10 protein-coding genes are annotated in these 12,816 nt (G+C 64.8%); 4 read left to right on the plus strand and 6 right to left on the minus strand.

Features of this window, described 5'->3' with window-relative positions; all coding sequences use genetic code 11:
• The first annotated feature begins 51 nt into the window (after positions 1-51).
• A complete protein-coding gene (gene metG, locus BJN45_RS11640) occupies positions 52-2,130 on the plus strand; it encodes a methionine--tRNA ligase (RefSeq protein WP_076095424.1) in 2,079 nt (692 codons plus the stop codon).
• Between the two features lie 400 nt (positions 2,131-2,530).
• Positions 2,531-2,797: a hypothetical protein gene (locus BJN45_RS11645; RefSeq protein ID WP_076095426.1), complete on the plus strand. Its 267-nt coding sequence runs from the start codon at positions 2,531-2,533 to the stop codon at positions 2,795-2,797.
• Here BJN45_RS11645 and BJN45_RS11650 read toward each other — a convergent pair.
• Positions 2,794-2,985: a CopG family transcriptional regulator gene (locus BJN45_RS11650; RefSeq protein WP_076095428.1), complete on the minus strand. Its 192-nt coding sequence runs from the start codon at positions 2,983-2,985 to the stop codon at positions 2,794-2,796. The two genes, BJN45_RS11645 and BJN45_RS11650, sit on opposite strands and share 4 nt — an antisense overlap.
• A gap of 105 nt (positions 2,986-3,090) precedes the next feature.
• Between BJN45_RS11650 and BJN45_RS11655 the strand changes: the two genes are divergently transcribed.
• Both BJN45_RS11655 and BJN45_RS11660 read left to right on the plus strand, forming a co-directional pair.
• Positions 3,091-4,782, plus strand: coding sequence for a SulP family inorganic anion transporter (locus tag BJN45_RS11655; protein WP_076095429.1), 1,692 nt, complete (start codon positions 3,091-3,093; stop codon positions 4,780-4,782).
• Between the two features lie 8 nt (positions 4,783-4,790).
• Positions 4,791-5,132: a zinc ribbon domain-containing protein YjdM gene (locus tag BJN45_RS11660; RefSeq protein ID WP_076095431.1), complete on the plus strand. Its 342-nt coding sequence runs from the start codon at positions 4,791-4,793 to the stop codon at positions 5,130-5,132.
• On the opposite strand, the gene BJN45_RS11665 is transcribed toward BJN45_RS11660, so the two are convergent.
• The 5 genes from BJN45_RS11665 to BJN45_RS11685 are packed head-to-tail and all read right to left on the minus strand — an operon-like array spanning position 5,133 to position 12,816.
• Complete coding sequence (locus BJN45_RS11665; RefSeq protein ID WP_076095433.1) at positions 5,133-5,327, minus strand: hypothetical protein; 195 nt, start codon at positions 5,325-5,327, stop codon at positions 5,133-5,135. It lies immediately after the preceding gene.
• Between the two features lie 10 nt (positions 5,328-5,337).
• Entirely contained in the window at positions 5,338-6,789 is a 1,452-nt protein-coding gene (locus BJN45_RS11670) for a complex I subunit 4 family protein (protein ID WP_076095434.1), read from the minus strand.
• Complete coding sequence (locus tag BJN45_RS11675) at positions 6,786-8,279, minus strand: complex I subunit 4 family protein (RefSeq protein WP_076095437.1); 1,494 nt, start codon at positions 8,277-8,279, stop codon at positions 6,786-6,788. Before BJN45_RS11675 ends, BJN45_RS11670 begins: the two co-directional genes overlap by 4 nt.
• On the minus strand, positions 8,279-9,802 hold the full coding sequence (locus BJN45_RS11680; RefSeq protein WP_083651251.1) for a proton-conducting transporter membrane subunit: 1,524 nt from the start codon (positions 9,800-9,802) through the stop codon (positions 8,279-8,281). The genes BJN45_RS11675 and BJN45_RS11680 overlap by 1 nt, the downstream gene beginning before the upstream one ends.
• Positions 9,799-12,816: a DUF2309 domain-containing protein gene (locus BJN45_RS11685; protein ID WP_076095438.1), complete on the minus strand. Its 3,018-nt coding sequence runs from the start codon at positions 12,814-12,816 to the stop codon at positions 9,799-9,801. The genes BJN45_RS11680 and BJN45_RS11685 overlap by 4 nt, the downstream gene beginning before the upstream one ends.

Below are 12,816 nucleotides of genomic sequence, written 5' to 3' on the forward strand. Positions count from 1 at the left end.
CTTTTTCGTTCACCGCGGTAGAATTGCGTTTTTGCTTACCGAACACTGCCCATGTCGCGCAAGATCCTCGTCACTTCCGCCCTGCCCTACGCCAACGGCGCCATCCACCTCGGTCATCTGGTCGAATACATCCAGACCGACATCTGGGTGCGTTTCCAGAAGATGTCCGGCAACGAGTGCTGGTACGTCTGCGCCGACGACACGCACGGCACGCCGATCATGTTGCGCGCCGAGAAGGAAGGCATCACGCCGGAACAATTGATCGCCCGGGTGCACGGCGAACACGCCCGCGACTTCGGCGGCTTTGGCGTCGGTTTCGACAATTACTACAGCACCCATTCGCCGGAAACCCGCGAATGCGCCAACGACATCTACCTCAAGCTCAAGGCCGCCGGGCTGATCGAGGTCCGCACCATCGAGCAGTTCTATGACCCGGTCAAGGCCATGTTCCTGCCCGACCGCTTCATCAAGGGCGAATGCCCGAAGTGCCACGCCAAGGACCAATACGGCGACAACTGCGAGGTCTGCGGCGCCGCCTACGCACCGACCGACCTGATCGAACCGTTTTCGGCGGTCTCCGGCGCCCGGCCGGAAATGCGCAATTCCGACCACTATTTCTTCAAACTCTCCGACCCGCGCTGCGAAGCCTTCCTGCGCGAGTACACGAGCAGCGGCGTGCTGCAGAACGAAGCCGCCAACAAGATGCAGGAATGGCTGGGCGCACCGGGCGAAAACAAGCTGACCGACTGGGACATCTCGCGCGACGCCCCCTACTTCGGTTTCGAGATCCCGGATGCGCCGGGCAAGTATTTCTACGTCTGGCTCGACGCGCCGATCGGCTACATGGGTTCGTTCAGGAACCTGTGCGCGCAGAAGGGCCTCGATTTCGACGAATTCTTCAAAACAGACTCGACGACCGAGCTGTACCACTTCATCGGCAAGGACATCCTCTACTTCCACGCGCTGTTCTGGCCGGCCGAACTGCAGCACGCCGGCTACCGCACGCCGACGAAGATCTTCGCCCACGGCTTTCTCACGGTCGACGGCGCCAAGATGTCGAAATCGCGCGGCACCTTCATTACCGCCGAAAGCTTCCTGAACAGCGGCCTGAATCCGGAATGGCTGCGCTATTACTTCGCCGCCAAGCTGTCGAACACGATGGAAGACATCGATCTCAACTTCGAGGACTTCTGCGCCCGCGTCAACAGCGACCTGGTCGGCAAGTACGTCAATATCGCCAGCCGCTCGGCCGGCTTCATCGCCAAGCGCTTCGCCGGGCAACTGGCCCCGGCCGACGAAAACCTGCCGGCCATCCAGGCCATCATGGCAGCCGCGCCGCGCATCGCCGAACTCTACGAGGCGCGCGAATTCAGCAAGGCAGTGCGCGAGATCATGGCCCTGACCGACGCCGCCAACCAGTATGTCGACAGCGTCAAGCCGTGGGAACTGGCCAAGCAGGCCGACCGTGAAAGCGAACTGCACGCTGCCTGCAGCAACGCACTCAACCTGTTCCGCCTGCTCACCGCGCTACTCAAGCCGATCCTGCCGGTGCTTGCCGGCAAGGTCGAAAGCTTCCTCAACATCGCCCCACTGACCTGGACCGACACTGGCTGCCTGCTCGCCGGCGGCCACGCCATCAAGACCTACGAGCACCTGATGACCCGCGTCGATCCGAAACTGATCGAGAAGCTGATCGACGCCAACAAGGCATCGCTGGCACCGGAATCTGCGGTCGACGCCGTGAAAACGGCAAAAACCGCGGTCGCCGCCGCAGAGCCGGCCACCGATGCGGCGCTGTGCACGATCGACGACTTCATGAAGGTCGATCTGCGCATCGCCAGGATCGTCAATGCCGAGCACGTCGATGGTGCCGACAAGCTGGTACGCCTGACGCTGGATATCGGCGATGAAAAGACGCGCAACGTCTTCGCCGGTATCAAGGCGGCCTACGACCCGGCACAGTTGATTGGCCGCTTGACCGTGATGGTCGCCAATCTGGCCCCGCGCAAGATGAAATTCGGCCTCTCCGAAGGCATGGTGCTGGCGGCCTCGGACGTCGATGGCAAGACTCCGGGCATCTTCCTGCTGACCCCCGATGCCGGGGCCGAACCGGGCATGCGGGTGAAATAATCCCCGCCAGAAAAACGGGTCGCCAGCGCGGCCCGTTTTTTGTTGCAGCGCAACAAATCCCGCCTACAGTTAAAGCGTTACTTTAAGTTAACAGGTCAATACCCACCGCCGCCTCAGGCTTTTTCATCTATCCACAAAAGCTGTGGATAAGTCTGTTGGTTAATCCATGAATAAAGCGCTAAGTGACCGCCGCACAAGGAATTTTCCTACCCTGCGCAAAACTTGCGCAGAACAGTAAGCCATTGATTACAAAAGACTTGGAAAAAACCAACAGGAATTTATCAAATTCATCAGCGCGAAATGCGACAAGCAGGCAGCGACGGAAAAACTGTGCATAACTCAAACAGAAGAAGCCCGTCTGTCAAGTCCTTTAAACGATTTTTTTCGGCATAATGAAGACATGCCCCGTCCCGCCACTCATCCCGTTGCCCGCCTCAGCCCAAAGCTCGCGCTCTACTTGTGCGCCGACCTCTTCGGCTTTCTCTGCCTGGCCCTCGGCGTCGCCTGGTTCGCCGGCGGCCCCGGCGTGATTTTTGACCATTTTCCCCGGTCGACCGCAGAAGCGGCCGCCAGTGCTACCGGCGGCATCGTCGTCATCGGCTGGGCGATCAGCCGCATCCTGCGCGAACTGGCCAGGCTCGCGCCACCGCCAGCCAGCGACGATTAATCCGCCTTGGCGGATGCCTTCAGCCAGTCCGGCAACTCGCGCTCGCCGGCATTATCGATGACGTACTGACGGATCAGCTTGCGGACAACCTGCGATGGTGTCAGGTCCTGTGCTGCGCAGATTTCCTCGAAAATTTCCTTCTTTCGCGGATCGATCAGCAGGGTCAGGCGGGCAGTGCGTTTCTCCATGATGCTCTCTTGTTGTATTCATCTGCGACGATATTAACATGTGATTAACATTGACGATTAATCCAGCACCCATATAATGCAGCACTCTTCCCCCGAGCGCGCGTCATGAAAATCGCCTTCCGCCCCAAGCTGCTGGACTGCCTGCCCGGCTACGATCGCGCGCAATTCGGCAAGGACCTGGCCGCGGGCATCACCGTCGGCGTCCTCGCGCTGCCCCTGGCGATGGCCTTCGCCATCGCGTCGGGTGTTTCGCCGACGGCCGGCATCTGGACCGCCATCGTCGCCGGTTTCATCACCGCCCTGCTCGGTGGCTCGCGCGTCCAGATCGGCGGACCGACCGGGGCCTTCATTCCCATCGTCTACGGCATCGTCGTCGCCCACGGCTACGGCAACCTGCTCGGCGCCACCATGCTCGCCGGCGTCATGCTGCTGGCCATGGGGCTGGCACGGATGGGGCAGTTGATCCGCTTCATTCCGGTCACTGTCGTCATCGGTTTCACCAACGGCATCGCCGTGGTCATCTTCATGGCCCAGATCAAGGATTTCTTCGGCCTGCAGATTGCCAGCCTGCCGGCCGAGTTTTTTGCCCGGATCAAGATCCTCGCGGCGCACGCCCATACGGTTGACCTGCCGACGCTGGCGCTGTCCGTGGCCTGCTTCATTTTCCTGCTGTCGTACAACCGCCTGGCCCAGCATGTCGCACTGATGCGCCGGGCGCCGGGCCCGCTCGCCGTGCTCGTCGTCGGCACGCTCGCCGCCTGGGCGCTGGACCTGCCGGTGGAGACCATCGGCAGCCGGTTCAACGGCATCCCGCAGGAGCTGCCGGCATTCGGCCTGCCCGATGTGTCGATCCACGATTTCGGCAAGCTGATCTCGCCGGCGATCACCATCGCCCTGCTCGGCGCCATCGAATCACTGCTCTCGGCGCGCGTTGCCGACAGCCAGATCGACGACCGTCACGATCCCAACCAGGAACTGGTGGCACAGGGCCTGTCCAATATCGCCGCCCCGCTGTTCGGCGGTTTTGCCGCCACCGGCGCCATCGCCCGCACCTCGACCAACGTCAAATCCGGTGGCCGCACACCGATTGCCGGCATGATCCATTCGGTCACCCTGCTCGGCATCGTCCTGATCGCCGCGCCGCTGGCTGCCTACGTGCCGCTGGCAACGCTGTCCGCCATCGTCATGGTGGTTGCCATCAACATGGGCGAATGGCATGAGTTCAAGGAACTGCGTCGCTATTCGTGGAACTACCGGATCATCCTGCTCGCCACCTTCTTCGTCACCGTGCTGTTCGACCTGACCATTGCCGTCGAACTGGGCATGGTGCTGGCCAGCCTGTTCTTCATCTACCGCATGTCGGAGCTGACCCGGATTGAGCGCCTGGCGCTCGACGACGAAGCCCAGGACCCGCACATGCTGTACCCGGACGGCACGCTACGCGTTGCCGCCTGGCAGTTGTTCGGCTCGCTATTTTTCGGTGCGGTCAACAAGCTGGAGGAGTTGCTCGACCCGCGCGCCGGCCATCCGGAAGTCGTCATTCTCGACATGAACCGCCTGGTCCAGCTCGACACCACCGGCCTCGAAGGCCTGGAAAACCTGCACGACAAGCTGGCCAAGCGCGGCTGCACGCTGATCCTGTGCGGACTGAACTCGCAACCCGGCTCGCTGCTGTATCGCGCCGGCTTCATCGACGAAATCGGCGACGACAACGTTTGCCCCGACATCGCGCTGGCCCTGCAGCGCGCCCACACACTGCTGCCCAATCTGATGGGCGGCCAACAAGACGAATATTGAGAACCGACATGAGCGCACTCCCCAACTGCCCGCAATGCAACTCTGCCTTCACCTATGAAGACGGCCCGCTCTACATCTGCCCGGAATGCGCCCATGAATGGAGCAAGGAAGGCCCGGCCGCCGTTCAGGAAGAACAGAAGGTCTGGCGCGACGCCAACGGCAACGAACTCAAGGACGGCGACAGCGTTACCGTGATCAAGGACCTGAAGATCAAGGGTTCGTCGTCGGTGGTCAAGGTCGGCACCAAGGTCAAAAACATCCGCCTGATCGACGGTGATCACGACATCGACTGCAAGATCGACGGCATCGGCGCCATGCAGCTGAAGTCGGAATTCGTCAAGAAGGCCTGATCAGTCCCGCCGCCCGGGTTTGCCGGGCGAAAAATAGAGGCAGACCGACCCGGACGACTCGATGACATCGCGCATCGGCTCGCGCGCGCTCTTGAAACCGAGTTCGCGGCAGCCGTAAGGAAAATTCACGTCGAAGGTGATGTAGTAGTGCCGGCATTGCCGGCACCGGGGGATGTTCGACTGATCCTTGTTCATCGCACCAGCTTCAGGACAAAAACGCAGCCGCCCAGGCTTCAGCCGCCGGCCGCACGATATCGAGCCAGGGCGCCGGGTAAATGCCGATCCCGGCAATCAGCGCGATGAGCACGACCAGCACGACCCATTCGCGCGGCCGCAGATCTTCGGCCTGGGCCACGGCCGACCGCGTCACCGGACCAAAAAACGCCTTGCGGTACAGGGCCAGGAAGGCACCGGCGGCAATCGCCAGCCCGAACAGCGCGGCCATGCCGGCGCCGGTATAGCGCTCCAGGATCGACAGGATGAGCAGGAACTCGGCGGGAAAACTGCTGGTTCCCGGCATGCCGACCCCGGCCAGGCCACAGATCAGTACCCCGGAAGCCAGCATCGGCATCGTTCTGGCGGCCCCGCCGAGGGCGTGGATATCGGTCGAACCGGTGCGCTGGCGCAGGAATTCGAGCAGCAGCATGGCGCCGCCGGTGGCCACGGTAAAGCTGAGCAGCAAGGATACCGCGCCCTGCACGCCCTGCTCCGACAGCGTGGACAGGCCAAGCACCGCCAGCCCGACGTGACAGATGCTGGCATAGGCCAGCCCGACCCGCAGGTTGCTGTGGGCGAGCACGCCAACCGCGCCATAGATCAGCGTCAGCGTGCCCAGCCCGGCGAGTAGCCAGTGCCAGTCCTGCGCCGCGTCCGGCGCCAGCGGAATGGCAAAACGGACCAGCCCGTAGACACCGACCTTCAGGCCGATCAGCACTGCCGTCAGCGAGCCCGGCGCGGCCAGCGCAAACTGCGGCAGCCAGGTATGCAGTGGCACCAGCGGCACCTTCAAAGCGAAACCGATCAGCATCAACACCAGGACGATGCGCTGCACGCCGTCATCCGCCGGCCGGTCGAGCAAGATCGTCAGGTCGAAACTGCCGGCAACGCCCCCGAGCATGACAAAAGCAAGCAGCAGCGGAAAACCGCCGGCGAGCATGATCAGCACATAGCGGGCGGCGACCTTCGGCGCATCGGCGACGACACCCCAGCGGGCGAGCAGGAAATACACCGGCACCAAACTGATTTCCCAGAAGACAAAGAACAGGACCAGATCAATGGCGCAGAAAATCCCCAGCGTCGCTGTCTGCAACAGCAGCAACAGGCTGTAGAACAGGCGCTGCGCCTCGCCCACGGCGTTCCACGACGCCACCAGCGCGCCCAGGAACAGCAGCCCGGTGGCCGGCAAAAACAGCACCGACAGGCCGTCGACCGCAAGCAGCCAGTGCACGCCGATGTCCGGCAACCACGGCAGACGATCCAGCAACTGGAAACGCGGCCCGGCCGGATCGTAAAGCACCAGCAGCCAGGTCGCCAGCAGCAGGACACCGAACATCGTGACGGCGGCAACCATGCGTGCCCGCCGGGCCGGCAGCAGCCACAGCAGCGCCCCACCCAGCAGCGGCAACAGTACCAGCAGGGACAGCAGCGGCAGCTTCATCGGACGAAGCTCCCGGCCAGCGCCTGACTGGCGGCATCGGTCAGCACCAGCCACGGTTCGGTGAAGAAGCCGATGGCCAGCAGCGCCGTCACGGCAATGCCGCAAACCAGGTATTCCATCGGCTGCGTGCGGTCGACATCGTAGCTCCCCGATTTTTCCTGCGACAGGAAGGCTTTCTGGAAACCCCACAGCAGAAAGCCGGCCGCGGCGACGTTACCGAGCGCGGTGGCGACCGTCGACAGCGCGCCGAAGCGGGCAATCGAGGCCTCAAGCACCAGGTGCGCGGCATCGAAGCCCGGTGTTCCGGGCATGCCGACGATGGCCAGGCCGAAAGTCAGAAAGGCGATGGCGAGAAAGGGAATCCGTTCGAACAGGCCGGACAGCTCGCCCAGTTCGGTGGTACCGGTGCGGCGGAAGACGAAGCCGACGACAAACCACATGCCGGTCACCGCCAGCCCGAAATTGGCGGCCAGCAGCATCGCCCCCTGGATGCCGGCGCCGTGCAGGCTGAACAGGCCGATCACCAGCAGGCTGGTGTGGCTGACCACGGCAAAGGCCAGCAGACGGCGCAGGTTGGTCTGCAGGAAAGCCAGCGCGGCGGTGAAGAAGACCCCGGCCATGGCAAAGCCGACGACATAGGGCTGCCAGTCGAGCACGGCATCGGGCGTCAACGGCAGGACGAAACGCGCCATGCCGTAGATGCCGACCTTGACCCCGACCATCAGCGCCGGCGCCACCGCGATCAGGCCGTGCTGCGCCATGTTCGGCAGCCAGCCATGCAGCGGGAACAAGGGCGTGCGCACGGCCAGGCCGTAGAACAGCAGGTAAAAGGCGGCGGTCTGGAATTTGCCGGCCGGCAGCGTGCCGGTCAGATCGAAAAGGTCGAAACTCCAGCGCCCGCCATTCGCTTCCGCGTAGCCCCAGCCGAGCACGAAACAGCCGGCGACGAACAGTGCCAGACCGAAGCCCTGGTACTGAACGAAGCGCGCCAGCGCCTGGGTTTCCGCCCGCGACGACGCCCAGCGGCGGAGCAGGTAAACCACGGCCCACAGTTCCAGCGCCGAGAAAAACGCAAACCAGGCGATGTTGACCGTCAGCAGCATCCCGACCAGTCCGGCCTCGGCCAGCAGCAGTACGGCAAACAGGCGCCCCGGCGAGATCATGCCGCGGCTCATGCCGTACAGCGTCATCAGCAGCGTCAACAGCGCGGTGACCAGCAAAAACAGGATGCTGATGCCGTCGACCGCAACATGGTAGCCGAGCAGGTCGATGCGCTCGGCCAGCTGGAAGCCGGCCAGCAGGGGATCAATGCGACTGGCGGCAAAGCCGGCCAGCAGCAATTCGGCCAGCGCGAACAACTTGCCGGCGAGTACCGCCGCACTCCGTTCGCCGAGCGCAAAGACCACCGCCGCCCCAAGCAGCGGCAGCAGCTGCAGCAATGCGAGCAGTGGCAGCGCCGCCTGCTGGTTCCAGAAAATTTCGGCCGGCATCACAGGATCACCACGAAAGTCGCCATCACCGCCATCATCAGGTAGCGCGGCTGCTCGAGCAATTCCTCCAGCGTCTGCAACCAGCGCCCGGCTTCCCGCAGCAGGCGTTCGGCAACGCCGCCACGGCCGCGCAGCAGCAGGCGGTTCTCGATCCGCTGCAGCAAATCGGAAACCCCGGCGAGCAAGCGGCCGGCCAGACCATCGGCCTGCACCAGCGGACGGTCCGGCTGCACCGCATGACCGCGACCGGGCTCGCCGATCGCCCGGTCGATGAAGCTTTCCTCCAGCGCCCGCACATCGCGGGCAATCGCCTCGGTCGGTGCGGCAAGCAGCGCCAGCCCCAGCTTGTCCAGCCAGAAACGCTGCAGGGCGGCGGTGTACAACCACTGGTTGGCGGCCAGCCAGCGCGGCGGCGGCGCCGGCCGGTCGCGCGTCAGCACCAGCCAGGAGGGCGCCAGCAGGAACTGCCAGGTACGCCATGCGGCGTGCAGGCACAGGTGTATCGTCGCCAGCGTCGTCCAGCCCAGGCCGATGGCGACGAACATCAGGCCAACCTGGAAGACGGTGGCGAAAATCAGCGCCGATTTCACGTCAGTCTGAACCAGCCCGCACAACCAGGTGTAGGCTGCGGTCAGCGCACCGATCAGCAACAGCCCGGCCATCACGTCCGGCAAATGCCGCAGCAGCGGCTCCAGGCGCAGCAGCAGGAAAACTCCGGCGTGCACCAGCACGGCGCCATAGAAGATTGCCGACGACGGCGTCGGCCCTTCGAGCGCCCGGGCGATCCACGGCGTGAACGGCAACTGCGCCGACTTGGCCAGCGCGGCGACGACGAAACCGAGCACCAGCACACGCAGGTCGACCAGCGGCAACTGCGCATCGAACAACGCCGGCCATTCGAAACTGCCGACCCAGAAACCGGCCAGACCGAGTGAAAAGAGCAGGCCGGCGTCACCCGCCCGGTTGGTGACAAAGGCAAACAGCGCGTTGCCAGTCGCTCGCGGCCGCTGCCAAGCATAGCCGATAAGCAGGAAGGAGGCGACACCGCACATCTCCCAGCCAAGGAAGAGCAGCAGCCCGTTGCCGGCCAGCAGTACGCCCTGGATTCCGGCCAGGAACAGGCTGAGGACGATGAAGAAACGGTGGAATCCGGCTTCGCGGTGCAGGTAGGCCGCCGAAAAACGCACCACCAGCCAGCCGATCAGTGCGGTCAGCGTCGCCACCGGCAAGGACAGCGCATCGAGCAGGAAGGAAATGTTGCCCTGCCAGTGGGCGGCGGCAAACCACGTGACGAACACCCGGTGTCCCGGCCAGCCATGCCACCACACCGAAAGATCGATCAGCAGCAGGAGCAGCAGCGAAGCCAGCGCCGCCAGTTCGGCCAGGCGTTCGGTCAGCGGTTCGGCAGCATCGCCGCTGCCCCGTCCAAGCAGGACACGGCCCCCGGTAACCAACGCCGCCAGCAACGGCAACAGTGGCACCAGCCAGACCCATTCGGTGACATCACGCAGCAGGATGATCACGATACTGCTCCCAGCAAGATGGCCGGCGCCAGTGCTCCGGCTTCGCCGGCGAACCAGTCGGACGAACGCGCCACCTGCGGCAGCACACCGCGACCGGCCCACGGCAACCAGCCGCGACGCGGGCAATAACGACTGATTTCTGCGGTCGACGGGTGCTGCGAGGCAAAATTGATCCAGCCGTTACCAACCAGCTCCTGCAAGGCGGGCTGCCGTTCGAGGATTGCCGACAGCACGTCGGGCGCCTGTTCGACAACGACCAGCAGGCGCATCGGCTCGTGAATCTCGACCATCTGCCAGGGCAGGCCGGTACGCAGATCGGACTCGGCGCCTTCCATGACGCCGAACAAGCCGGTCAGGTTATGGGTGACTTTCGAACCGCAACCGAAGCGCTCGTTGTCCACCGTCGAAAAATAGTACTCAAGCGCGATGCCGGCGCCGACCGGGCCTGCTGCGAGCAAGATGCTTTCGACGATTTCACCGCTGGCGTCGGCCGCCGGATCGTAGGAAATCAGGAATACCCGCCGGTCGAGAAACAGGCCGCGACTCATCGTCCGCCGACCGATGAAGGCGGCGGCATTGGTCGCATGCCCCAGTTCCGGACGTGCCTGCGCCAGATCGGCGACGCGCCCGGCGACATGGCGCCGCGCCTGCCAGGGCGTCGGCCTGGACGGCGCCGAGGCCAGCCGGCGACAGCGCTCGACGGCATGCAGACGGCAGGCTTCGGCAAGCCGGCCAAGCAGCCGGTCAAGATCGGACTGGAAAGCTGCCGGCACCTGCGCGAGGTCGTACCATTCGACGCTGTCGTCACCGGTATGGTGCTCGGCAGCGACGAAATGACAGCTTTCGGGAATGACGATGCCGCGCCCGGCCAGCGCCGTGCGCACCTCAAGCCGATTGGCCATGGCGGCGAGGACGCGGGCGTTCGGCCCACCGTGGCGGCCGGAGCAGGCGCCGCAGTCGTAAGCCGACAGGTGCGGATTGTTGCGACTGCCGGAACCGTGACCAAGGATCAGCACCAGCGGCGCAAAGCCATCGGTCAGACCGATGCTGCGCAACAGGGATGCGACCCGGTCGACCTGCTCGCCATCACTGAAACCGGCACGGATCCCGTTCTCGACGTCAGCGCCGGTCAGCGCCAGCGTGCTCGCCACCCGCCCGTCGAATTGCTCGCGCCAGCGTCGGCCGGCACGGGCCAGCCAGGCCGGCGCCAGCGTCGCCGCGGTCAGCGTCGCCAACGCCGGCAACGCAGCCGCAGCCGTCAGCAAAGGCCCGCCCAGCACTTCCCGGCGCGTCCCCTGGTACAGGCGCTCACGCCAGCGCAAGCGGGTTTCGCGCCGCCGCATGTGTTGCGCCTGCGCCGATTCGCTGCCGGCCGCCGGCAATTCGCGCACCAGGTTGGTCGGCGTCACGACCACCGGACACAGCGCCACCGGCGCCGCCTCATCGATTCCCTGCCAGTACATCGGCACGCCGAAGAAGCCGGCCGCCCCGAAAGTCTCGATATCCGGCGCGATTTCCTCGAGATGGCGACGCGTGCCCTCCTCGCGATCGTCCATGCACATGACAACCTGTGCCGATGGTGCCGGCCATTGTTGCCGTCGCTGGGCGTTGCAGCTCAGCGCAACGAACAGTTGTTCGCGGTAATGCCCTTCGTAAGCCGCCAGCCAGATCTGGCTGCGCTGCAGCGATGTCAGTTCGGCTGCCGCCAGCAGGTGGGCAAGGGTATCGCCATCGAGTGCCGCCAGCGCTGCCTCCCCCCAGCCCAGTTGCGTGACCAGGCGCGCCAGGCGCCAGGCCTGCGTCAGCGCATCGTCGGCCTGCGCCTGCGCGGCCAGCTTCGGCGCCAGCACCGCCCAGCCACGGACTTCGTGCCCGTCGAGCGTCGCCGCGCAAAGACCGGCTGCCGCCGCCTGCAGATCCTCGGGCAGGCCGCCGCTGTGCAGGCTGTCGCGGACCAGGAACTCGGCCGGGTTGGCCTGGTAATAGGCGCGCAGTTCGTCGAAACCAAGCGGCGCTCCGGTCAAACGCCGGATCAGTTCGCTGCACAGGTGACGCTCGAGGAACGCCCGCACCGCCAGATAATCGAGCATGTCGACCGGCACGCCGTCAGCCACCGCCGGATGGCGGTCACGCCACAAGAACATGCCGGACCAGCCGGGCAATTCCAGCGCCAGAGACTCGAGGTAGGCCGGCCACAGCGATTCGTCAGGCAGCAGCGTGCGCAGTTCCGTTTCGAGCACGACGACCGGATCGTCGGCCAGGTGGTGGATTTCGTCGCGCACGCCGGGCAGTTCGTCGAGTTCCCAGGCCAGGTCGAGCCCGGCGCAGGCTTTCCACGCCGCATAGAAACCACGCCCCTGGACCGGATTGCGCCAGGCCGCCATGCCGAGATCGAGGTGGGCAGCGAGGTGGCGTTGCAGGATGCTGCGCACGGTTTCCAGCACGTCCTCGCCCGACAGGTGTGCCAGCACATTGCGCAGCGTGCGCCCGGCGCCGACTTCCTGGCACAGCGCACCCCAGCGCTGGTGGGCAAGCTGCTGCCAGTCATCGGGCGCATTTTCCTTCGTTGTTGCGGTCAACTGGCAACAGCGGGCAAAAATGCCCAAGTCGGTACCGGTCCCCTCGCCCGCCAGCCATCGGCGCCGTGCCGTTACCGGGACTTCATCGCCGGCCAGCAGCGCCGCCAGCAGCACATCCCGGCGCACCACGCCACCGGCGATTTCATCGTCGAGACCAGTCAGGCCGACATCGTCGAACGCGGCCAGCACGTCGGCGCGCTCGATCCGGCCGGCGGCCCATTCTTCGAGAAACCGCGACGCCGGCCACCATGGGCGAGCGCCGGTCAGCCGCTGCGCCGCCGCCAGGGCCTCGGCGAATGGCAGATGCTGGAAACCGTGCAGCGTGTTGTGATGGACGAAATCGCGGATCGGCGCCTGCGCCGGCAGCACGTGCGTCAGGTGCTCGATCCACTGAAGCAGGCGCTGGCGCAGCGGCAGGTTTTCGCTGGCCTGCAT

Origin of the sequence: Azonexus hydrophilus (assembly GCF_001956855.1) — a bacterium.
Lineage (GTDB): Bacteria > Pseudomonadota > Gammaproteobacteria > Burkholderiales > Rhodocyclaceae > Azonexus > Azonexus hydrophilus_A.

What these genes read in the sequence shown, in the direction of transcription:
- metG (WP_076095424.1), top strand. Translation starts at nt 52, where the DNA reads ATGTCGCGCAAGATCCTCGTCACTTCCGCCCTGCCCTACGCCAACGGC.
- BJN45_RS11645 (WP_076095426.1), top strand. Translation starts at nt 2,531, where the DNA reads ATGCCCCGTCCCGCCACTCATCCCGTTGCCCGCCTCAGCCCAAAGCTC.
- BJN45_RS11650 (WP_076095428.1), bottom strand. Translation starts at nt 2,985, where the DNA reads ATGGAGAAACGCACTGCCCGCCTGACCCTGCTGATCGATCCGCGAAAG.
- BJN45_RS11655 (WP_076095429.1), top strand. Translation starts at nt 3,091, where the DNA reads ATGAAAATCGCCTTCCGCCCCAAGCTGCTGGACTGCCTGCCCGGCTAC.
- BJN45_RS11660 (WP_076095431.1), top strand. Translation starts at nt 4,791, where the DNA reads ATGAGCGCACTCCCCAACTGCCCGCAATGCAACTCTGCCTTCACCTAT.
- BJN45_RS11665 (WP_076095433.1), bottom strand. Translation starts at nt 5,327, where the DNA reads ATGAACAAGGATCAGTCGAACATCCCCCGGTGCCGGCAATGCCGGCAC.
- BJN45_RS11670 (WP_076095434.1), bottom strand. Translation starts at nt 6,789, where the DNA reads ATGAAGCTGCCGCTGCTGTCCCTGCTGGTACTGTTGCCGCTGCTGGGT.
- BJN45_RS11675 (WP_076095437.1), bottom strand. Translation starts at nt 8,279, where the DNA reads ATGCCGGCCGAAATTTTCTGGAACCAGCAGGCGGCGCTGCCACTGCTC.
- BJN45_RS11685 (WP_076095438.1), bottom strand. Translation starts at nt 12,816, where the DNA reads ATGCAGGCCAGCGAAAACCTGCCGCTGCGCCAGCGCCTGCTTCAGTGG.